The 19,279-nt window shown below is 71.1% G+C and carries 20 protein-coding genes; 6 read left to right on the top strand and 14 right to left on the bottom strand.

The genetic code is table 11. The annotated features are described in order from the left end of the window. Positions 1 to 12: 12 nt before the first annotated feature. From ACQPXS_RS09835 to ACQPXS_RS09815, 5 genes are all read right to left on the bottom strand, one after another. Positions 13 to 180 carry a hypothetical protein gene (locus tag ACQPXS_RS09835; protein WP_107093214.1) on the bottom strand — a complete coding sequence of 56 codons (168 nt, stop codon included), beginning with the start codon at positions 178 to 180 and terminating at the stop codon, positions 13 to 15. Positions 181 to 250: 70 nt separating this feature from the next. Beyond that, on the bottom strand, positions 251 to 1,201 hold the full coding sequence (locus ACQPXS_RS09830) for a cytochrome c oxidase assembly protein (RefSeq protein WP_365326955.1): 951 nt from the start codon (positions 1,199 to 1,201) through the stop codon (positions 251 to 253). Positions 1,202 to 1,303: 102 nt separating this feature from the next. After that, a complete protein-coding gene (locus ACQPXS_RS09825) occupies positions 1,304 to 2,329 on the bottom strand; it encodes a 6-phosphofructokinase (RefSeq protein WP_365326957.1) in 1,026 nt (341 codons plus the stop codon). 212 nt (positions 2,330 to 2,541) lie between these two features. Further along, positions 2,542 to 3,270, bottom strand: coding sequence for a type 1 glutamine amidotransferase (locus ACQPXS_RS09820; protein ID WP_351811585.1), 729 nt, complete (start codon positions 3,268 to 3,270; stop codon positions 2,542 to 2,544). A 28-nt stretch (positions 3,271 to 3,298) separates the two neighbouring features. Then, a complete protein-coding gene (locus tag ACQPXS_RS09815) occupies positions 3,299 to 4,537 on the bottom strand; it encodes a MurT ligase domain-containing protein (RefSeq protein WP_351811588.1) in 1,239 nt (412 codons plus the stop codon). 151 nt (positions 4,538 to 4,688) lie between these two features. On the opposite strand from ACQPXS_RS09815, the gene def reads away from it, so the two are divergent. After that, positions 4,689 to 5,228 (top strand): peptide deformylase, encoded by a 540-nt coding sequence (gene def, locus ACQPXS_RS09810; RefSeq protein WP_433448877.1) that lies wholly within the window; start codon positions 4,689 to 4,691, stop codon positions 5,226 to 5,228. A 49-nt stretch (positions 5,229 to 5,277) separates the two neighbouring features. Here def and ACQPXS_RS09805 read toward each other — a convergent pair whose 3' ends face one another. Next, positions 5,278 to 5,922, bottom strand: coding sequence for a TetR family transcriptional regulator (locus ACQPXS_RS09805; RefSeq protein WP_351811593.1), 645 nt, complete (start codon positions 5,920 to 5,922; stop codon positions 5,278 to 5,280). 169 nt (positions 5,923 to 6,091) lie between these two features. On the opposite strand from ACQPXS_RS09805, the gene ACQPXS_RS09800 reads away from it, so the two are divergent. Continuing rightward, positions 6,092 to 7,318: an acyl-CoA dehydrogenase family protein gene (locus ACQPXS_RS09800; protein ID WP_351811596.1), complete on the top strand. Its 1,227-nt coding sequence runs from the start codon at positions 6,092 to 6,094 to the stop codon at positions 7,316 to 7,318. On the opposite strand, the gene ACQPXS_RS09795 is transcribed toward ACQPXS_RS09800, so the two are convergent. The 8 genes from ACQPXS_RS09795 to ACQPXS_RS09760 all read right to left on the bottom strand — a co-directional run bounded on the left by ACQPXS_RS09795 (position 7,315) and on the right by ACQPXS_RS09760 (position 15,292). Then, positions 7,315 to 7,836 carry a cupin domain-containing protein gene (locus ACQPXS_RS09795; RefSeq protein WP_356305643.1) on the bottom strand — a complete coding sequence of 174 codons (522 nt, stop codon included), beginning with the start codon at positions 7,834 to 7,836 and terminating at the stop codon, positions 7,315 to 7,317. The genes ACQPXS_RS09800 and ACQPXS_RS09795 overlap by 4 nt on opposite strands. A gap of 7 nt (positions 7,837 to 7,843) precedes the next feature. Beyond that, positions 7,844 to 9,058 (bottom strand): cytochrome P450, encoded by a 1,215-nt coding sequence (locus tag ACQPXS_RS09790; protein ID WP_433448874.1) that lies wholly within the window; start codon positions 9,056 to 9,058, stop codon positions 7,844 to 7,846. Between the two features lie 7 nt (positions 9,059 to 9,065). Then, on the bottom strand, positions 9,066 to 10,127 hold the full coding sequence (locus ACQPXS_RS09785; protein WP_399180013.1) for a type III polyketide synthase: 1,062 nt from the start codon (positions 10,125 to 10,127) through the stop codon (positions 9,066 to 9,068). A 465-nt stretch (positions 10,128 to 10,592) separates the two neighbouring features. Continuing rightward, entirely contained in the window at positions 10,593 to 10,826 is a 234-nt protein-coding gene (locus ACQPXS_RS09780) for a DUF6213 family protein (RefSeq protein WP_351811608.1), read from the bottom strand. 26 nt (positions 10,827 to 10,852) lie between these two features. Beyond that, complete coding sequence (locus tag ACQPXS_RS09775; RefSeq protein ID WP_433448871.1) at positions 10,853 to 12,238, bottom strand: NADP-dependent succinic semialdehyde dehydrogenase; 1,386 nt, start codon at positions 12,236 to 12,238, stop codon at positions 10,853 to 10,855. Between the two features lie 74 nt (positions 12,239 to 12,312). Beyond that, positions 12,313 to 12,786 carry an NUDIX domain-containing protein gene (locus tag ACQPXS_RS09770; RefSeq protein ID WP_433448869.1) on the bottom strand — a complete coding sequence of 158 codons (474 nt, stop codon included), beginning with the start codon at positions 12,784 to 12,786 and terminating at the stop codon, positions 12,313 to 12,315. Beyond that, the gene (locus ACQPXS_RS09765; RefSeq protein ID WP_433448867.1) at positions 12,783 to 14,321 is read right to left on the bottom strand and encodes an ATP-dependent DNA ligase; all 1,539 of its coding nucleotides are present in this window, start codon (positions 14,319 to 14,321) and stop codon (positions 12,783 to 12,785) included. Before ACQPXS_RS09765 ends, ACQPXS_RS09770 begins: the two co-directional genes overlap by 4 nt. A 29-nt stretch (positions 14,322 to 14,350) precedes the next feature. Then, positions 14,351 to 15,292, bottom strand: a complete 942-nt coding sequence (locus tag ACQPXS_RS09760) for an NAD(P)/FAD-dependent oxidoreductase (RefSeq protein ID WP_433448865.1) — start codon at positions 15,290 to 15,292, stop codon at positions 14,351 to 14,353. Between the two features lie 65 nt (positions 15,293 to 15,357). Here ACQPXS_RS09760 and ACQPXS_RS09755 point away from each other — a divergent pair, with 65 nt between their 5' ends. The 4 genes from ACQPXS_RS09755 to ACQPXS_RS09740 all read left to right on the top strand — a co-directional run bounded on the left by ACQPXS_RS09755 (position 15,358) and on the right by ACQPXS_RS09740 (position 19,239). Then, positions 15,358 to 15,930, top strand: a complete 573-nt coding sequence (locus ACQPXS_RS09755) for a helix-turn-helix domain-containing protein (RefSeq protein ID WP_351811623.1) — start codon at positions 15,358 to 15,360, stop codon at positions 15,928 to 15,930. A gap of 86 nt (positions 15,931 to 16,016) precedes the next feature. Then, positions 16,017 to 16,982, top strand: coding sequence for an NADPH:quinone oxidoreductase family protein (locus ACQPXS_RS09750; RefSeq protein WP_433448862.1), 966 nt, complete (start codon positions 16,017 to 16,019; stop codon positions 16,980 to 16,982). Next, positions 16,979 to 18,160, top strand: coding sequence for an acyl-CoA dehydrogenase family protein (locus ACQPXS_RS09745; protein ID WP_433448860.1), 1,182 nt, complete (start codon positions 16,979 to 16,981; stop codon positions 18,158 to 18,160). Before ACQPXS_RS09750 ends, ACQPXS_RS09745 begins: the two co-directional genes overlap by 4 nt. Further along, entirely contained in the window at positions 18,157 to 19,239 is a 1,083-nt protein-coding gene (locus ACQPXS_RS09740; RefSeq protein ID WP_433448858.1) for an acyl-CoA dehydrogenase family protein, read from the top strand. The genes ACQPXS_RS09745 and ACQPXS_RS09740 overlap by 4 nt, the downstream gene beginning before the upstream one ends. Positions 19,240 to 19,279: the final 40 nt, after the last annotated feature.

The following is a 19,279-nucleotide window of genomic DNA, read 5'->3' as shown; positions in this document are numbered from 1 at the left end:
GGGCAGCCGGCCTCACGACTGGGTGACGACCATGGCCAGCGTCAGCAGCCCCAGCACCACCCATCCGAACCACAGCCAGCCGTTGCTGCCGAGCGCGACCGTGTAGGCGGTCACGACGACGAGCCCGCCGACCGTGAGAGCCCCCATCGCCTTGGTGGAACCGTTCGTGGAACCGGGCATCGCGACACCCTCCTCATGGTCCGTCCTCGACCATGGTGCCCCGGTTCCCGCCCGGAGGGGACGGCTCCGGCTAGCTCTCGCGTGCGTTCAGCGAGGCCAGATAGGCGTTGTACGCCTCCAGCTCCTTGTCGCCGTCCCGGTCCGCGGCCCGGTCCTTGCGCCTGGCCTGCCGCTGCTCGGAGCCGTACCACTGGAACAGCAGGGCGATCAGCACCAGCACGGACGGGATCTCGCTGAACGCCCACGCGATCCCGCCGGCCGCGTTCTGGTCGGACAGCGCGTCGATGCCGAGCGAGGCGGGCGGGTGCTCGAAGGTGCTCACCATCGGCGCCGACGCCATCATCAACGCGATGCCGAAGAACGCGTGGAACGGCATGCCGGCGAACAGCTCCAGCATCCGCATCACATATCCCGGGCGGTGCGGACCCGGGTCGACGCCCATGATCGGCCAGAAGAACACCATGCCCACGGCGAAGAAGTGCACCATCATCGCGATGTGCCCGGTCTTCGACCCCATGAGGAAGTCGAACAGCGGGGTGAAGTACAGGACGTACAGGCTCGCGATGAACATCGGGATCGTGAACGCCGGGTGCGTGACGATCCGCATGTAGCGGCTGTGCAGCAGCGCCAGCAGCAGCTCGCGCGGGCCCTTGCGGCCCCGGCCGGCGGTCGGCAGCGCGCGCAGCGCCAGCGTGACCGGGGCGCCGAGCAGGATCAGGATCGGCGACAGCATGCTGATCACCATGTGCTGCACCATGTGCACGCTGAACATCACCATGCCGTAGTCGTTCAGCTTGGTGCACATCACCAGGGCGACGGTCAGCACACCGACGGCGTACGACACGGTACGGCCGACCGGCCAGGCGTCCCCGCGCCGCCGCAGCCGCACGACACCCCAGCCGTACAGGGCGAGACCGAGCAGGCAGGCGACGAGGAAGAACGGGTCGGCGGACCACTCCAGCCCCCGTCCCAGCGTGAACGGCGGCAGATCCATCGTCATGCCGTGCCCGCTGTGATCCATCCGGCGGCTCCTGATTCGTGGGGGTTGTGCAAGTTGTCCGCCCCAAGAGTAGAACCGCCCCCGGTCACGACCGTGACCGGGGGCGGCTTGTCCGCGGCCGCACTACAGGACGCACTCCGCCTCGTCGTACCGCTCCACCGGGACGGTCTTCAGGGTCTCCACGGCCTCCGCCAGCGAGACCATCACGATGTCGGTGCCGCGCAGAGCCGTCATCCGCCCGAACTCGCCCCGGTGCACCGCCTCCACCGCGTGCCAGCCGAAACGGGTCGCCAGCACGCGGTCGTATGCCGTCGGCGTGCCACCCCGCTGCACATGGCCCAGGATCACCGGCCGCGCCTCCTTGCCGAGCCGCTGCTCCAGCTCGACCGACAGCTGCCGGGCGATGCCGGCGAAGCGCTCGTGGCCGTAGACGTCCTTGCCGCCCTCGTCGAAGTCCATGGTGCCGGGCTCGGGCTTGGCGCCCTCCGCCGCGACGACGATGGCGAACCGCTTGCCCGCATCGAAGCGCTCGCCGACCCTCGCCGCCAACTCCTCGATGTCGAAGGGCCGTTCCGGGACGACGATGGCGTGGGCGCCGGCCGCCATACCCGAGTGCAGCGCGATCCAGCCGGTGTGCCGGCCCATGACCTCCACGATCAGCACCCGCTGGTGGGACTCGGCGGTGGTCTTCAGCCGGTCCAGCGCCTCCGTCGCCACCGTGACGGCGGTGTCGAAGCCGAAGGTGACGTCCGTGACGGCGATGTCGTTGTCGATGGTCTTGGGCACGCCCACGATCGGCAGCCCGTTGTCCGACAGCAGCCGGGCCGCCTTCAGCGTGCCCTCGCCGCCGATCGGGATGATCGCGTCCAGGCCGAGTTCCGCGACATGGCCCCGGGCCCGCTCGACCCCGTCCCGCAGATGCTCGGGACGGACCCGGGAGGAGCCGAGGATGGTGCCGCCGCGCGCCAGGATGCCGCCCACGGCATCGAGGTCGAGCTTGAGATAGTCGCACTCCAGGAGGCCCTTCCAGCCGTCCCGGAAACCGATGACCTCGTCGCCGTGGTCGGCGACGGCACGGTGCACGACGGACCGGATGACGGCGTTCAGGCCGGGGCAGTCGCCGCCGGACGTGAGGACACCAATGCGCATAGCCCGAAATACCTTCTCAACGTGGGCCGGGTAACCGGACCACGTTGTCCGGCGGATTCCCGGCCACCCTACCGGCGTGAGGGGGTGGCTCCGTAGCGGGCGTCCGCCTGCTGGACGGGCCCGCACATGTGAGCGGACGGGCCGTCAGGCGGGCCTACCACGAGGCTGCCGGAGCGCGCTGAGACGGTGCTGGGATCGTGCCGTCGAGCCGCTTACGCGGGCTGCTGCGCCGCCGTGATGCGCTCGTTGCGCAGCGCCTCGTACCAGCGGTCGTCGGTCGGCGGCAGCGCGTTGACGTCGAGCGCCAGCTTCAGCAGCAGGTCGGCGATCTGCGGGTTGCGGGCGAGGACCGGGCCGTGCATGTACGTGCCGAAGACGGTCCCGTTGTACGCGCCCTCCGTGCCGTCCCCGGTGCCGTTGCCCTTGCCGATCTTCACCCGTGCGAAGGGGCGGGCGGTGGGGCCGAGGTGGGTGACGCCCTGGTGGTTCTCGAAGCCGGTCAGCTGCGGCAGGCCGAGCTGCGGGTCGATGTCGGCGAGCACGTCGCCGACGCACCGCTCGCCCTCGCCGCGCACCGACACCACGTCGAGCAGGCCGAGGCCCGGCTCGCGCTGGCCGAGGTCGTTGATGAACTCGTGGCCGAGGATCTGGTAGCCGGCGCACACCGAGAAGACGATCGCGCCGTTCTCCACGGCCCGGTGCAGATGCCCGTCACGGCGCAGCCGCTCGGCCGCCAGCCGCTGCGGACGGTCCTCGCCGCCGCCGATCAGGTAGATGTCGCCGGAGGTCGGGATCGGCTGGTCGCTGCGCACGTCGAGCCGGGCCACGTCCAGGCCGCGCTGCCGGGCCCGGCGCTCCACGACGAGGGCGTTGCCCTGGTCGCCGTAGGTGCTCAGCAGGTCCGGGTAGATCCACACCAGCCGCAGTTGGTTGTCGCTCATGAGGTGATCGCCCTTCGAGATCAGAAGATCAGTTGCCGACGCGGCGGCGCAGGTCCTGGAACGCGGTGTAGTTCGCGATGACCTCGATCCGGCCCGGCGGGCACATCTGCACGGCCTGGTCGAGGTTCTCGCAGACCTGGAAGTGCTGGTTGGCCACCTCCAGACGGACCGCGAGGTCCAGCTTCCGGTCGCCGATGACGAAGATCGGGTGGCCGGTCAGCCGCGTGTAGTCGACGTCCCACAGCCACGAGGTGTCGGTGCCGTCGGCGGAGCGGGCGTTCACGGACAGGATCACCGGGGCGGGCGGGGGGTCGATCAGGGAGAAGGTCTCCAGCCAGCCGGCCGGGTTCTTGGCCAGCAGCAGCCGCAGATCGCGGTTCTGGAACTGCACGACGTCATAGCGTCCGGCGACGGCCTGCACCTGGTACATCCGCTCCAGGGCGACCTGCGGCGGCACCCCGAAGACGGCGGCGACGGCCGCGGAGGAGGCGGCGTTCGCCTTGTTGGCGCGGCCCGGAAGCTGCAGGTGAATGGGCCAGGCGGACCCGTGCGGATCCAGCACGTGGTCCCCGGACAGCGCCCAGGTCGGCGTCGGCCGCCGGAACCCGCACTCACCGCAGAACCAGTCGTCGCCCGGGCGCTGCATCACGCCACCGCAGGACGGGCAGGACCAGGCGTCGTCCTTCCACATCTGCCCGGCCGCGACCCAGATCACATTCGGGGACGAGGAGGCGGCCCACACCACCAGCGGATCGTCGCAGTTGGCGACGACCACGGCCTTGGACCCGGCCAGACCCTCGCGCCAGTTCTCGGCGAGCATCCGGGTCTCGGCGGCACGGTCGAGCTGGTCGCGGGAGAGGTTCAGCAAGGCGATGCACTTCGGGTCGGTGTCCCGGGCCACACCGGCCAGGTACTTCTCGTCGACCTCTATGACACCGAACTTCGCGTCCGAGCCGCCCGCGAGCGCGGAGGTGATACCGGCCGGCATGTTGGCGCCCAGCGCGTTCGACACGACCGGGCCCGCGGCGCGCAGCGCCTCGGCGATGAGCCGGGTGGTCGTCGTCTTGCCGTTGGTCGCCGACACCAGGACGACGTCCAGGTTCTGCGCGAGCCGGGCGAGCAGGTCGGGGTCGAGTCTCAGTGCGACCCGGCCACCGATCACCGACCCGCTGCCGCGTCCCGCGGCGCGCGATGCCGCAGCGACCGCCTTGCCCGCGGTCACGGCCAGCTTGGCCCGCGGCGTGAGCGGGTCCGAGTTGCCTGCCATCAGTTCTCGATCCTCCTTGCGTACGCGCCGCGCCTGGGGCCATCCGGCAGCGTGGTGTGACCTCAGCCTATCGAGATCCGTATCCACACCCGAATCCCGGCCCACGCCTTGAGCGGCGGGCATGGGCTGAACGAACCGTACCCTTGCCGCCATGCGACACGGTTCCATTCCGGGCGCCCACGGGCGCGTCCGGCCCCTCACCCTGCTCGGCGACGCGCCGCTGCGCGAACAATGCCGGGAAGTCACCGAATTCGGCCCCGAGCTGGCGGCCCTCGTGGAGGACCTGTTCGCCACGATGTACGCGGCGCAGGGGGTCGGTCTGGCGGCGAATCAGGTAGGGGTGCCGCTGCGGGTGTTCGTGTACGACTGCCCGGACGACGACGATGTCCGGCATCTGGGACATGTGGTGAACCCGCGTCTGGTGGAGGCGGACGGGGTGGTGATCCGGGGCCCGGAGGGCTGCCTGTCCCTGCCGGGTCTGGAGGCGGGGACCGAGCGCTACGACCATGCGGTGGTCGAGGGCTGCACGGTGACCGGGGAGCCGGTCACCGTGCACGGCACGGGGTTCTTCGCGCGGTGCCTGCAGCATGAGTGCGACCACGTGGAGGGCCGGGTGTACGCGGATCACGTGACGGGATGGCGCAAGCGCAGACTGGCGAGGCAGATCGAGCGAGCCGCGTGGCGCCGGTGAGGGGATCCGCACGGGCGAACCCCGCGCACCCGCACGGGGAAACCGCCCGTCAGAACCCCGGACCTCCCATCTTGTCCCCCGCGGCCGCAAGCCGTCCCCACAGCAGATCGGCCAAAGACCGCACCAACTCGGCCCGGGAACAGGGACGTTCACCGAGCCACCAGTCCCCGGCCGCGTGCATCATCCCGACGATCCCGTGCCCCCACACCCGAGCCAGCTGCTGGCTCTCCGGCCCGAGATCCACGCGCTCCTCGATGACCTGAGCCAGCTCCTCGCCCATCCTGCGGAGCAACGGCGCGGAGTGCTTGCCGACATCGAACCCCTGGTCGCCCCCCGCGCTCGCCTCCGCCGGATGCATCAGGAACCGGTACACCTGAGGCCGTGCCTCGATTGCGGCGAGATACGTGTCCAGCGTCGACTCGACCCGCTCCCGCCGATCGGCCGGAGCGTCCAGTGCCGCCCGCAGTGAATCGAGCAGCGCATCCGTGTGCCGCTTGGCCAGAGCGGCGTAAAGGCCGCCCTTGTCGCCGAAGTGCCGGTAGAGGATCGGCTTCGTGATGCCGGCTTCCGCGGCGATCGCGTTCATCGACGCCTGCGGGCCGTCGCGCAGCACCACCCGGTCCGCGGCCTCGAGCAGCTCGCGCCGTCGGCGGTCGGCGGATCGCTGCTGATCGGTCCGCTGTGTGGTGTCCATGTGCTCTCCCCACCCGTGGTGATTCGGTGACGCCTGCGCAAACTAACACTGACCGTGCCCCTGACATCGAACGGGATGCCGGGGGTCATCACCGGTTGACTTTTCCTACCGGTCGGTAACAGACTCGGGTTACCGCTAGTAACATCGCACCACCGCCGCTGGAGGGGACATGGCCGAGTTCACCATGGAGCTGAACGACGAACAGAAGGAAGTCCGGGACTGGCTCCATGGCTTCGCCGCCGACGTGATCCGCCCCGCGGCCGCCGAGTGGGACGAGCGCGAGGAGACTCCCTGGCCGGTCATCCAGGAGGCCGCGAAGGTCGGCATCTACTCCCTCGACTTCTACGCGCAGCAGTACTTCGACCCCACCGGCCTCGGCATCCCGATGGCCATGGAGGAGCTGTTCTGGGGCGACGCGGGCATCGCCCTGTCCATTGTGGGCACGGGCCTGGCCGCCGTGGGCGTTCTCGCCAACGGAACCGAGGAACAGATCGGCACCTGGATCCCGCAGATGTACGGCGACGTCCATGACGTCAAGGTCGCCGCGTTCTGCTCCTCCGAGCCCGACGCCGGCTCCGACGTCGCCTCCATGCGCACGCGCGCCGTGTACGACGAGGCCAAGGACGAGTGGGTGATCAACGGCACGAAGACCTGGGCGACCAACGGCGGCATAGCCAACGTCCACGTCGTCGTCGCCAGCGTCGACCCGGAGCTGGGCTCCAAGGGCCACGCCTCCTTCATCGTCCCGCCGGGTACGCCGGGCCTGGCCCAGGGCCAGAAGTTCAAGAAGCACGGCATCCGCGCCTCGCACACCGCCGAGGTCGTCCTCGACAACGTCCGCGTCCCCGGCTCCTGCCTGCTCGGCGGCAAGGAGAAGCTGGACGAGCGGCTGGCCCGGGCCCGCGAGAGGGCCGCCAAGGGCGGTGAGCGTGTGAAGAACGCGGCGATGGCCACGTTCGAGGCGTCCCGCCCGGCCGTCGGCGCCATGGCGGTCGGCACCGCCCGGGCCGCGTACGAGGTCGCCCTCGACTACGCGAAGACCCGGGAGCAGTTCGGCCGGCCGATCATCGACAACCAGGGCGTGGCCTTCCAGCTCGCGGACATGCGGACGCAGATCGACGCGGCGCGGCTGCTGGTCTGGCGTGCGTCCTGGATGGCGGTCAACGGCAAGCCGTTCACCGCGGCCGAGGGGTCGATGTCCAAGCTGTTCGCGAGTGAGACCGCGAAGAAGGTGACCGCCCAGGCCGTCCAGATCCTCGGCGGCAACGGCTACACCCGTGAATACCCGGTGGAGCGGATGCACCGGGACAGCGCCATCTACACGATCTTCGAGGGCACGAGCGAGATCCAGCGCCTGGTGATCGCCCGCACCCTCTCGGGCATGCCCATCCGTTAACGGTGCCTGAGCGGCGTCAGCTGCTCGATGTCGTACTTGGCCCGCAAGGCCTCGATCGCCTCCTGGTCCGGCGGACCCCCGCTCCCCAGGATCTCCAGCAGTTCCTCGAAGTAGCGCTCGTGATCCGGTGGCGGACTCGCCTGGAAGAACATCTTCGCGGGCGTGTCCGTCGGATTGGCGAACGCGTGCGGGCACCCCGGTGGTACGACGATGACCGTGCCCGGCGTCGCCCGCACCACCCGGCTGCCCGAACCCGACTCCCACTTCTGCCAGTTGTCGGGAGTGCGGATGCGCGGCTCGAAGGCCAGGACGTCCAGTTCACCCTCCAGGACGTAGAACAGCTCCTCGCTGCGCGTGTGCACATGCGCGCCCACGTCGAAGCCCGGCGGGACCTCCACCTCGAAGGTGGAGGCCATCCGCGAGTGGGTGCCGGTGACCTTGAACGTCACCCGCTGGGCCGGTGTCTCGACGACACGGCCGTGGCCCGGCGGTACGTACAGTCCCTCGGTCTCCGTCATCGGTCACTCACCAGGTCACCGGAAGGGCCTCGGGACCCCGGATCAGCGCGCCCTTCTTGAAGGGCACCTTCTCCGGGGCCACAGCCAGCCGCAGGCCCGGGATCCGGTCCAGCAGGGCATCCACCATGAGTTCCTCCTCCAGCCGGGCCAGCATGTTCCCGGGGCAGAAGTGCGGGCCGAAGCCGAACGAGACGTGCGGGTTCGGGCTGCGGGAGAAGTCGATGGTCTCCGGGTCGGGGAAGACCTCCGGGTCGCGGTTGGCGGCCAGGTAGGAGTTGTAGACCGCGTCGCCCGCGCGGATCCGCACACCCCGGATCTCCACGTCCTCCAGGGCGATCCGGGACAGGCCGACCGCGTTGCGGTGCGGGATCCAGCGCAGGAGCTCGTCGATCGCCCGGGGGCGGATCTCCGGTTCCGCACGCAGCCGCTGCATCAGGTCGGGGCGGGTCAGCAGCAGATAGAACATCTGCCCGCTGTTGTTGGTGACCGCCTCGCCGCCGATCTGCAGCAGGCCGGCGAGCCCGACGGCCTCCTCGAGCGTCACCTCGCCCCGGCCCACCGCGGCGCCGAGCAGTGAGGTGACGTCCTGGCCGGTGCTGTTCTCGCGCAGCCCGATCAGGTCGGAGAAGTAGGCGGCCATCTCCCGCTTGGCCTTCTCGCTGACCTCCTTGCCGTTGGAGGAGGACAGGATGAGCTGGGTCCAGGTGTGCATGGTGTGCCGGTCGGCGGCCGGGACACCCATCATTTCGCAGATCACCGCGATCGGGAACGGGCTGAGGATCGTCGCCGTGAGATCGGCGGGCGGCCCGTCCTGGAGGAGTTCGTCGACCAGCTCCTCCAGCATGGCGCGCGCCTTCTCCCGTACCCGCTCCACGCCCTTCGCGGTGAACGCGGCCGCCACCGAGCGGCGCAGCCGGGTGTGGTCGGGCGGGTCGAGGAAGCCGACCGCGCCCGGATCGGGGATGAAGTGCGGGGCCAGCCGGGTCACCGGCTTCTTCATGACCTCCTCGCGGCTGAAACGGGGGTCGTTGGTCACCATGCGCACGTCGTCCATCCGGGTCACCAGCCACGCCCAGCCCTCGCCGTTGGGCAGCTGGATGCGGGTGACCGGACCTTCGCGCATCAGCTCTTCCAGCACCGGGTCGAAGTCCGTCCCGGTCAGGTCGAGCGCCGGCCAGTGCCGGATCGGGGGCAGGGTCTCGGTGAGCGTCTCTTCGGTCATGCCGTACTCATGCCGTCTCTCGGTCGGTGCGCCAGCGGCCCAGCGCCATTTCCGCGGTGATGCCGGGCCCGAACCCGGCGAGGAGCCCGCGCGCCCGGGGCTCGGCGCCGCCCTCGTCGAACATCCGGCGCAGCGCGTCCAGCACGACGCCGGAGGCGATGTTGCCGTACTCGGTGAGGGTGGCCCGGCTGAACCGGAACGCGTGCGGGTCGACCTGGAGGAACTTGCTGAGGTCGTCGAGGATGCGGGGCCCGCCGGCGTGGACGATGTAGAAGTCCAGGTCGGACGCGTCCCAGCCATGCATCCCGGCGAGGTCCTGCAGCGCCGGGGCCAGCGGCTCCATGGTGGTCGGCACCCGCTTGTCGAGCAGGAAGTGGAATCCGGTCGCCCGGACGTCGTACATGATCCACTCCTCCGTCTTGGGGATCAGGTACGAGCCGTTGCGCTCCAGCTCGATGCCGGTGCCGCCCTTGCCACGGACCACGGCGGCGGCTATGCCGTCACCGAACAGGCCGTTGGAGAGCAGCGAGCCGACGCCCAGGTCGGTGGGCTGGTAGCACAGCGAGCAGAACTCGCAGGCCACGATCAGCGCGTTGGCGTCGGGGTAGGCCGTGCAGAAGTCGTGCGCGCGGTTGATCGCGGCGCCGCCTGCCGCACAGCCCAGCTGGGCGATGGGGAGCTGTCGGGTGGTGGGGTCGAAGTCCATCTCGTTGATCAGCCACGCCGTGAGCGAGGGCATCATGAAGCCCGTGCACGAGACGTAGACGATCACGTCGATGTCGGAGGTGAGGAGCTCGGCGTCGTCGAGCGCCCGCTGGATCACCGCGGGGACCCGGGCCTTGGCCTCGGCTTCGTAGAGCTTGTTGCGCTCCTCGAAGCCGGGATGCTTCAGGGTCTCCTCGATGGGCTGCACTATGTGCCGGGTCTTGACACCCGTGTTCTCGATCAGCCGCAGCGCGAGCGGCAGTTGGGGGTGGTCGGCGTGCCGGGACCGCGCCAGTTCCAGCGTCTCCTCCATCGTGATCACGTGCTCCGGCACCGACACCGTGGGTCTGCACAAAGTCGCCATGAACCGTGCCTGCTTTCAGCCTTCCGGAAGGCCTGCGCCCGCCGGTCAGAGGGTCGTTCACCTCAGGAGGTGGTTCACCCACGATCACTCGACCTGGCGACGATCTCGCGCCGGACTACTCCAGACCGGGGACACCGGAGTCGAGGCCGGACAGGAAACCGCACGTTCGCGGGAGGGAGAACACCATGGCCCGATCGGCCATGACCTGCTGGAAACGACCACCAGGGCACTCGCCCCGGCCCCGGTCGCCCACCCCTTCGTCCCCCCTGCGGAACGCGGCGAGGCACGTCCTCGGACGTGCGGCCGTCCGGCCCTCGACGCCTCCCCGGCAGACGTCGTCCCTGGGCGACCAGGCGACGGCAGCGGTACGGACGGCCCTGGACGCCGGCCCCCCGAACACAAACAGCACGCACACCTACGGACGCCTTCTTCAGGCGTACGAGGGAGCGTTGTGGTCTTCTTGGGCTACGGCGCCCCACTGCTGTGCGCGATGCACGCCACGTCGATGCGATCCGCGAGCTTGGCCAGTTCGATGGTCAACGCGGCGACCGTGTCCTCGTCCAACCCCGGTTCCCCGGCCTCGACCAGCCGCAGCCACCGCCCGCCCACGGTCCGCAGCAACTTACTCACGTCGGCCGCTGCCACCTGCAAGGTACCGCGGTCGTCGACGATCAGAGGCAGGGTCACTTCGCGGTTCACAAAAGTGGATGGTAGCCGCGCAGCACTCACGCACCCTGCCAAACCGTGGTGATGTTGCAGAACTCGCGGATTCCGTGCCCGGACAGCTCACGCCCGTACCCGGACCGCTTGACCCCGCCGAACGGGAACGCCGGATGGGAGGCGGTCATCCCGTTGACGAAGACGGATCCGGCCTCCAGGGCGCGCGCGAACCGCTCCACCTCCCTCTCGTCCCGCGTCCACACATTGGAACTCAGTCCGAACAGCGAGTCGTTGGCGATCAGCAGCGCCTCGTCCAGGTCGCCGGCCCGGTACAGCGTGGCGACCGGCCCGAACGCCTCCTCCCGGTGGATGCGCATCTCCCGGGTGATCCCGGCCAGCACGGTCGGCGGGTAGTACCAGCCGGGCCCGTCCGGCCGTTCGCCGCCGCACAGCACCTCGGCGCCGCCGCGCCGGGCGTCGTCGACCAGTTCCTCCAGATCCTTCCGCCCCTGCTCGCTGGAGAGCGGCCCGACCTCGGTGTCCTCCTCCAGCGGGTCGCCGACCTTGAGTGCCTTCATGCCCGCGACGAACTTCTCGGCGAAGGCGTCGTAGACGTCGGTGTGCACGATGAACCGCTTGGCGGCGATGCAGGACTGTCCGTTGTTCTGCACGCGCGCGGTGACCGCCACCGCGGCGGCCCGGTCCAGGTCGGCGGAGGGCAGCACGACGTACGGATCGCTGCCGCCCAGCTCCAGCACCGTCTTCTTGATCATCTCCCCGCAGGTGGAGGCCACCGCCCGGCCCGCGGGCTCGCTGCCGGTGAGCGTCGCGGCCTTCACCCGCTCGTCCCGCAGGATGTCGTCCACCGCGCCCGAGCCGATCAGCAGGGTCTGGAAACAGCCCTCCGTGAAGCCCGCCCGGTGGAAGAGGTCCTCCAGGTACAGGGCCGTCTGGGGGACGTTGGAGGCATGCTTGAGCAGGCCCACGTTGCCCGCCATCAGCGCGGGCGCGGCGAACCGGATCACCTGCCAGAGCGGGAAGTTCCAGGGCATCACCGCGAGGACGGGCCCCAGCGGCCGGTACCGCACCCGGACCCGGGAGGCGCCGGAGTCCTTCACATCGGACTCGGCGGGCTCCTCGTCGGCCAGCAGCCCCTCGGCGCGTTCGGCGTACCAGCGCATCGCCTTGGCGCACTTCGCGGCCTCCGCGCGGGCCTGCTTGATCGGCTTGCCCATCTCGGTGGTCATGACCCTGGCAACCTCCTGCTGATCCTCGTCCAGCAGATCGGCGGCCCTCAGCAGCAGCCGGCCCCGGTCGACGAACGACATCGTCCGGTAGGTGCGGAACGTGGCCTCCGCGAGCTGGAGCCGGCGTTCCAGCTCTTCCTCACCCATCGGCTCGTACGTCTTGAGCGTCTCGCCGTTCGCCGGGTTCACCGTCGCGATGGGCATGGCTGACCTCCCTGGGAGCGGGCCTGTTTAGACCTTCGCGCGCGGTACGGCCGTCCGCAACGCGTAGGGTCCCTTCAGGCCGAGTGCTCCGCCAGCCGGTCGAGAAACGCGGTCTGCGCCGCGATGATCAGCTCACGGGCCCGGTCCAGGCCGAGCCACTCCACGCGGTCCAGCTCCGGGAACTCCCGCATCCGCCCGGACCGCGGCGGCCACTCCAGGGGGAAGGTGCCGGGGCTGAAGCCGCTCAGGTCCGGGTCCGCCTCGACGGCCCAGGCGGTGACGATCTTGCCGTTCTTCTGCGCCACCTCGCCCAGCGGTACGGCCGTCCCCTCGGGCGGCGCCAGTCCCAGTTCCTCCCGGAACTCGCGCCGGGCGGCCTCCCAGGCGGGCTCGTCGGGGTCGTACTCGCCCTTGGGGACGGTCCACGCTCCGGCGTCCTTCTTCGCCCACAGCGGACCACCCATATGGCCGAGCAATACCTCCAGTCCCTCATCGGTATGCCGGTACAACAACAGTCCCGCGCTGCGCTTCGTCGCACGCACCGTCACGGCTCGACCTCCGGATGGGCCGCCAGCAGGGCCTCCACGGTATCGGCCTCCTCGGGGCGTTTGTCCTCGCGGTAGCGGACCACGCGGGCGAAGCGGAGGGTGACGCCGGCCGGGTAGCGGGAGGAGCGCTGGAGGCCGTCGTAGGCGATCTCCACGACGAGTTCGGGGCGGACCCGGACCACCCAGCCGTTGTCCTCGACCGCCAGCTCCTGCAGCCGTTCGGTCTGCCAGGCGAGCATCGCGTCGGTCATGCCCTTGAAGGTCTTGCCCAGCATGGCGAAGCTGCCGTCGGGGTTGCGGGCACCCAGGTGGAGGTTGGAGAGCTTGCCCGTGCGGCGGCCGTGGCCCCACTCGGCGGCCAGCACCACCAGGTCCAGGGTGTGTACGGGCTTGACCTTCAGCCAGGCGGCGCCGCGCCGGCCCGCGCTGTAGGGCGCGTCCAGCGCCTTGACCACCACGCCCTCGTGGCCGCGGGCCAGGGTCTCGGCGAGGAAGCGTTCCGCCTCCGCGATGTCCGCCGGCCCGGAGGCGACCGTCCGGCGCACCCGCATCGGCTCGGGCACCAGCCGGGCCAGCTCCGCGTGCCGCTCGGCGAACGGCAGGTCCAGCAGCTCGGTGCCGTCGACCGACAGGACGTCGAAGAAGACGGGGGAGACCGGGACCTGGCCGGCCGCCTTGGCCACGTCCGTCCGGGAGCCGACCCGGCCCGCCGTCTCCTGGAAGGACCGGGGCCGCCCGGCCGCGTCGAAGGAGATCACCTCGCCGTCCAGGATGAACCGCTCGCCCCGCAATTCCCGTGCGGCGGCGGTCACTTCCGGCAGCCGGTCGGTGATGTCGTCCAGGGTGCGGGTGTGCACCCGGACCGTGTCGCCGTCCCGGTGGACCTGCACCCGGATGCCGTCCAGCTTCTCCTCCACCGCGCACGCGCCCAGCTTCTCCACCGCCTCCGCCACCGAGGACGCGCTGTGCGCCAGCATCGGCAGCACCGGGCGGCCCACGGTGAGCCGGAACCGGTCGAGCGCGCCGGTCCCCTCGCCGAGCAGGGCCTGGGCGACCGTCTGCAGCGACCCGGCGAGCATCACCGCCCGGCGTACGGCGGCCGGGTCGGCGCCGGTCGCCTGCGCGAGCCCCTCCACGGCGACCGCGTCCAGCGCGCCCTGCCGCACCTCGCCGGTGAGCAGACCGAGCAGGAAACGCTGCTCCTCCTCGGTGGCCGCGCCCATCAGCTCGCCGACGAGCCGGCCCCGCTCCGCCTGCGAGCCCGGCCCCGACACCTTGCCCAGCTCGCCGAGCAGGGCGTCGACCTCCCGGACCGTGAGCGTGGGCTCGCCGGCCGGCGGCACCGGGCGGCTCAGCACCTTCCAGCCGACGCCGAGCCGGCCCTGCGGCAGCCGCCCGGCCAGATACGGGATGACGATCGGCACGTCGTCCGCCTCCGCCTCCCGGAACAGCTCGGCGAGCAGCGCCGTCTTGCGGGACCGGGCCGCCGTCGCGGCGACCTCCCGGGACACCTGGGCGAGCCGGGTCAGCAGCATGCAGTCATCGTGCACCGTGGAAGCGGCGGTTACACCCGGACGGAGTCGAGGTCGGCCATCAGCAGCTCCCCGTTGATCGCCGCCCCGGCCCGGTATCCCCGGCTCGCCGCGTTGATCACCTGCTCGGCGAAGCCGCTCGCGTTGCCGGCCGCCCACAGGCCGGGCACGCTCGTCAGACCCCGCTCGTCGATCACCGGGTAGGCGCCGAACGGCGTCTCGCGCAGCTCGGCGCCCAGCCGCACCAGCAGCTCGTTGTTCGGTACGGCGCGCGGCGCTGCGTACAGGACCTCGCGGTCGTGGACCGTGCCGTCTTCGAGCCGGATCCCGGTGAGCCGGTCCTCGGCGACGAGGAGTCCCGCGACCTTGCCGGGTACGACCGCGACCCCGGCGGCGGCCAGCCGGCGCAGGTCGTCGTCCGTCAGCTCCGGCTCGTCCACCTCGTGCAGGAACAACCGCACGTCCTTGGACCACTGGGTGACCATGAGCGCCTGGTGCACGCTCAGCGGCGAGGTCGCGAGCACCCCGGTCGGCAGGTCGCGGGCCTCCCAGCCGTGGCAGTACGGGCAGTGCACCACGTCCCGGCCGAACCGCTCGGCGAGCCCCGGGACCTCCGGCAGCTCGTCCTTCAGGCCCGTGGCGATCACCAACTGCCGGGCCCGGACCGCCCCTCCGCTCGCGAGCACCACGGTGAAGTCCTCGTCCTTCGCCGCGTCCACGACTCGGTCCGGGACCAGTTCCACCCCGTACCGGGCGATCTCCTCGCGCCCGATCGCGAGGAACTCGGCCGGGGACATGCCGTCCCGGGAGAGGTAACCCTGCATGTGCGCGGACGGTGCGTTGCGGGGCTCGCCCGCGTCCACGACCAGCGTCCGGCGCCGGGCACGGCCGAGCACCAGCGCGGCGGACAGCCCGGCGGCCCCGCCACCGACGACGACTGCTTCGTACCTGTTGTTCTCGGTGTTCTGGGTCATGTGGCGACGGTGGCCCGGCGCCCGCGGGATTGACAAACATATTTGCCGTTCCTGCAATGGTCGCCATGAGCACAGACGACGTACTGGCCGAAGTGGGCGCCCGGCTGCGCCGCATCCGCAAGGAGCGGGAGGTGACCCTGGCCGCGCTGTCCGAGGCCACCGGCATCTCCGTCAGCACCCTCTCCCGGCTGGAGTCCGGCCTGCGCAAACCCAGTCTCGAACTGCTGCTGCCGATCGCCCAGGCCCACCAGGTGCCGCTGGACGAACTGGTCGGCGCGCCGCCGGTGGGGGATCCGCGGGTGCGGTCCGAGCCGATCGTGCGGGGCGGGCGCACCCACTGGCCGCTGACCCGGCAGCCCGGCGGCCTCCAGGCGTTCAAGGTGCTGGAACCGCAGCGGAAGCAGGAGCCGGATCCGCGCACCCACGAGGGGTACGAGTGGCTCTATGTGCTCTCGGGGCGGCTGCGGCTGGTCCTCGGCGAGCACGACGTGGTGCTGTCGGCGGGGGAGGCCGCCGAGTTCGACACGCGCGTGCCGCACTGGTTCGGCTCGACGGGGGAGGGGCCGGTGGAGTTCCTCAGTCTGTTCGGGCCGCAGGGCGAGCGGATGCATGTGCGGGCACGGCCCAGGCGGAAGTGACGCGGACGACTGTTCCCTGATCGGCAAGCGACCGCTTAGTATGCGAGTGGACCCGGTCAGACGAAGCAGTCCCGTGGAGGCCCCGCATGCAGGCATGGCAAGTGCACGAGAACGGCGAGCCGAGCGAGGTGATGCGCCTGGCGGAGGTGGAGCCGCCCACGCCGGGCGACGGCCAGGTGCGCTTGCGCGTGCGCGCCGCCAACATCAACTTCCCGGACGCGCTGCTGTGCCGGGGCCAGTACCAGGTACGCCCGCCGCTGCCGTTCACACCCGGCGTGGAGATCTGCGGCGAGACCGAGGACGGCCGCCGGGTGATCGCCAACCCCGCTCTGCCGTACGGCGGTTTCGCCGAGTACGCCCTCGCCGACGCCCGCGCCCTGCTGCCCGCGCCCGAGGCGCTGGACGACGCCGAGGCCGCCGCCCTGCACATCGGCTACCAGACCGGCTGGTTCGGCCTGCACCGCCGGGCCCGCCTGGAGGCGGGCGAGACCCTGCTGGTGCATGCCGCCGCCGGAGGTGTCGGCAGCGCCGCCGTCCAGCTCGGCAAGGCGGCCGGAGCCAAGGTGATCGGTGTCGTCGGCGGCGCGGACAAGGCCGCCGTGGCCCGCGAGCTGGGCTGCGACGTGGTGGTCGACCGCCGCTCCGAGGATGTGGTCACGGCCGTGAAGGAGGCCACCGGCGGCCGGGGCGCGGACGTGATCTACGACCCCGTGGGCGGTGAGGCCTACGCCCAGTCCGCCAAGCTCGTGGCCTTCGAGGGCCGGATCGTCGTGGTCGGCTTCGCGAGCGGCACGATCCCCAGCCCGGCCCTCAACCACGCGCTGGTGAAGAACTACTCGATCCTCGGTCTGCACTGGGGCCTGTACAACACCAAGAACCCCGAGCTGGTCCAGCGCTGTCACGAGGAACTGACCGAACTGGCCGCCCGGGGCGCGATCAAGCCGCTGGTGAGCGAGCGGGTGCCGCTGGGCGAGGCCGCCTTGGCGGTGCAGAAGGTGGCGGACGGCCGGTCCACCGGCCGGATCGCCGTGGTGATGGAGGAGGCAGCATGACCGACGCCGACGAACTGCGCCGCCGTACGAGGGAGTTGCTGGCGGCACATCCGCCCGCGGATACCGACCGCCTCGACTTCCTGCGCGCCCGCTTCGACGCCGGCCTTGCCTGGGTGCACTACCCGGAGGGCCTCGGCGGACTGGGCGCGCCCCGCCACCTCCAGGCCGTCGTGGACGCCGAACTGGAGGCCGCCGGCGCCCCCGACAACGACTCGCGCCGCAACGGCATCGGCCTCGGCATGGCCGCGCCGACCATCCTGAAGTACGGCACCCCGGAGCAGAAGCAGCGCTATCTGCAGCCGCTGTGGACGGGGGAGGAGGTCTGGTGCCAGCTGTTCAGCGAGCCCGGCGCCGGCTCCGACCTGGCCGCGCTCGGCACCCGGGCCGTGCGGGAAGGCGACACCTGGGTCGTCAACGGCCAGAAGGTGTGGACGTCCGGTGCGCACAACGCCCGCTGGGCCATCCTCATCGCCCGCACCGACCCGAGCGTGCCCAAGCACGCCGGCATCACCTACTTCCTCTGTGACATGACCGACCCCGGCGTCGAGGTGCGGCCGCTGCGCCAGATCACCGGCGAGGCCGAGTTCAACGAGGTCTTCCTCACCGACGTCCGCATCCCCGACTCCTGCCGCCTCGGCGAGATCGGCGACGGCTGGCGGGTCGCCCAGACCACGCTCAACAACGAACGCGTGGCCATCGGCGGTATGCGGCTGCCCCGCGAGGGCGGCATGATCGGCCCGGTGTCGAAGACCTGGCGCGAGCGGCCCGAGCTGCGCACCCACGACCTGCACCAGCGCCTGCTGAAGCTGTGGGTCGAGTCCGAGGTCTCCCGTCTCACCGCAGAACGCCTGCGCCAGCAGCTCGTCGCCGGCCAGCCCGGCCCCGAGGGCGCCGGCATGAAGCTCGCCTTCGCCCGGCTCAACCAGGAGATCAGCGGCCTGGAGGTCGAACTCCGCGGCGAAGAGGGCCTGTTGTACGACGACTGGACCATGCGCCGCCCGGAGCTGGTGGACTTCACCGGCCGCGACGCCGGCTACCGCTACCTCCGCTCCAAGGGCAACAGCATCGAGGGCGGGACCACCGAGGTCCTGCTCAACATCGTCGCCGAGCGGGTCCTCGGCCTGCCCGCCGAGCCGCGCACCGACAAGGACGTCGCCTGGAAGGACCTGGCCCGATGACAAAAGCGCCGGACCTGCTGTACTCGGAGGAGGAAGAGGCGCTGCGCGCCGCCGTCCGCGACCTCCTCACGGACCACTGCCCGCCAGCGGACGTCATCGCCCGCGTCGAGTCGGACGCCCCGCACGACCTCGCCCTGTGGAAGTCCCTCGCCGAGGGCATGGGCCTGGCCGGGCTCCTGGTGCCCGAGGAGCAGGGCGGCCAGGGTGCCTCCGCCCGCGAAGTCGCCGTCGTGCTGGAGGAGCTGGGACGCGCGGTCGCTCCGGTGCCGTATCTCACCAGCGCGGTCGTGGCCACCGAGGCCCTGCTGGCCTGCGGTGACGAGGAACTGCTGGGACAACTGGCCTCCGGGCGCACCATCGGCGCCCTCGCGGTCGGACTGCACGCGGCCCCGGGCGCCGCGTTCAAGTCCGTACGGCTGGAGGACGGCCTCCTGCACGGGGAGCTGACCGGCATCGCCGACGCGGCCGTGGCCGACGTCCTGCTCGTCCCGGCGGACGACGGCGGCCTGTACGCCGTGGCCGCGGGTGCCGCGACCGTCATCCCGCAGACCTCCCTGGACCTGACCCGGCCGCTGGCGACGGTACGGCTGGACGGCGCTCCCGGCCGTCGCGTCGGCGATGCCGAACCCGCCGTACGACGCGCCCTGCGCGCCGCCGCCGGACTGCTCGCCTCCGAACAACTCGGCGTCGCCGACTGGGCGTTGACCGAGACGGTCCGCTACCTGAAGGAGCGCAGGCAGTTCAACCGGCCGGTCGGTGGCTTCCAGGCGCTCAAGCACCGGCTCGCGCAGCTGTGGCTGGAGGTCGTCAACCTGCGGGCGGCCGCCCGTGCCGCGGCCGACGCGCTGGCCTCCGGCGCGGACACGGACGTATCGGTCGCCGTGGCCCAGGCCTACGCCGCACCGGTCGCCGTCCACGCCGCCGAGGAGGCGCTGCAGTTGCACGCCGGCATCGGGATGACCTGGGAACACCCGATCCACCTCTGTCTGAAGCGGGCCAAGGCGGACTCGATCGCCTACGGCACGGCCGGAGCCCACCGGGCGGCGCTGGCCGAACTGGTCGACCTCCAGGCACCCTGACACAACCCACGTGAAGCCCGCCCCACCTGGGGCGGGCTTT

The sequence above is a fragment of the Streptomyces sp. CA-142005 genome (assembly GCF_050942335.1).
In the GTDB taxonomy this organism is placed as follows: Bacteria; Actinomycetota; Actinomycetes; order Streptomycetales; family Streptomycetaceae; genus Streptomyces.
This window is presented reverse-complemented; position numbering and strand designations above follow the sequence as displayed.

Bases quoted from the DNA above. Each gene is read 5' to 3' on its own strand.
- ACQPXS_RS09835 (WP_107093214.1), bottom strand. From the start codon at position 180: ATGCCCGGTTCCACGAACGGTTCCACCAAGGCGATGGGGGCTCTCACG.
- ACQPXS_RS09830 (WP_365326955.1), bottom strand. From the start codon at position 1,201: ATGGATCACAGCGGGCACGGCATGACGATGGATCTGCCGCCGTTCACG.
- ACQPXS_RS09825 (WP_365326957.1), bottom strand. From the start codon at position 2,329: ATGCGCATTGGTGTCCTCACGTCCGGCGGCGACTGCCCCGGCCTGAAC.
- ACQPXS_RS09820 (WP_351811585.1), bottom strand. From the start codon at position 3,270: ATGAGCGACAACCAACTGCGGCTGGTGTGGATCTACCCGGACCTGCTG.
- ACQPXS_RS09815 (WP_351811588.1), bottom strand. From the start codon at position 4,537: ATGGCAGGCAACTCGGACCCGCTCACGCCGCGGGCCAAGCTGGCCGTG.
- def (WP_433448877.1), top strand. From the start codon at position 4,689: ATGCGACACGGTTCCATTCCGGGCGCCCACGGGCGCGTCCGGCCCCTC.
- ACQPXS_RS09805 (WP_351811593.1), bottom strand. From the start codon at position 5,922: ATGGACACCACACAGCGGACCGATCAGCAGCGATCCGCCGACCGCCGA.
- ACQPXS_RS09800 (WP_351811596.1), top strand. From the start codon at position 6,092: ATGGCCGAGTTCACCATGGAGCTGAACGACGAACAGAAGGAAGTCCGG.
- ACQPXS_RS09795 (WP_356305643.1), bottom strand. From the start codon at position 7,836: ATGACGGAGACCGAGGGACTGTACGTACCGCCGGGCCACGGCCGTGTC.
- ACQPXS_RS09790 (WP_433448874.1), bottom strand. From the start codon at position 9,058: ATGACCGAAGAGACGCTCACCGAGACCCTGCCCCCGATCCGGCACTGG.
- ACQPXS_RS09785 (WP_399180013.1), bottom strand. From the start codon at position 10,127: ATGGCGACTTTGTGCAGACCCACGGTGTCGGTGCCGGAGCACGTGATC.
- ACQPXS_RS09775 (WP_433448871.1), bottom strand. From the start codon at position 12,238: ATGCCCATCGCGACGGTGAACCCGGCGAACGGCGAGACGCTCAAGACG.
- ACQPXS_RS09765 (WP_433448867.1), bottom strand. From the start codon at position 14,321: ATGCTGCTGACCCGGCTCGCCCAGGTGTCCCGGGAGGTCGCCGCGACG.
- ACQPXS_RS09760 (WP_433448865.1), bottom strand. From the start codon at position 15,292: ATGACCCAGAACACCGAGAACAACAGGTACGAAGCAGTCGTCGTCGGT.
- ACQPXS_RS09755 (WP_351811623.1), top strand. From the start codon at position 15,358: ATGAGCACAGACGACGTACTGGCCGAAGTGGGCGCCCGGCTGCGCCGC.
- ACQPXS_RS09750 (WP_433448862.1), top strand. From the start codon at position 16,017: ATGCAGGCATGGCAAGTGCACGAGAACGGCGAGCCGAGCGAGGTGATG.
- ACQPXS_RS09745 (WP_433448860.1), top strand. From the start codon at position 16,979: ATGACCGACGCCGACGAACTGCGCCGCCGTACGAGGGAGTTGCTGGCG.
- ACQPXS_RS09740 (WP_433448858.1), top strand. From the start codon at position 18,157: ATGACAAAAGCGCCGGACCTGCTGTACTCGGAGGAGGAAGAGGCGCTG.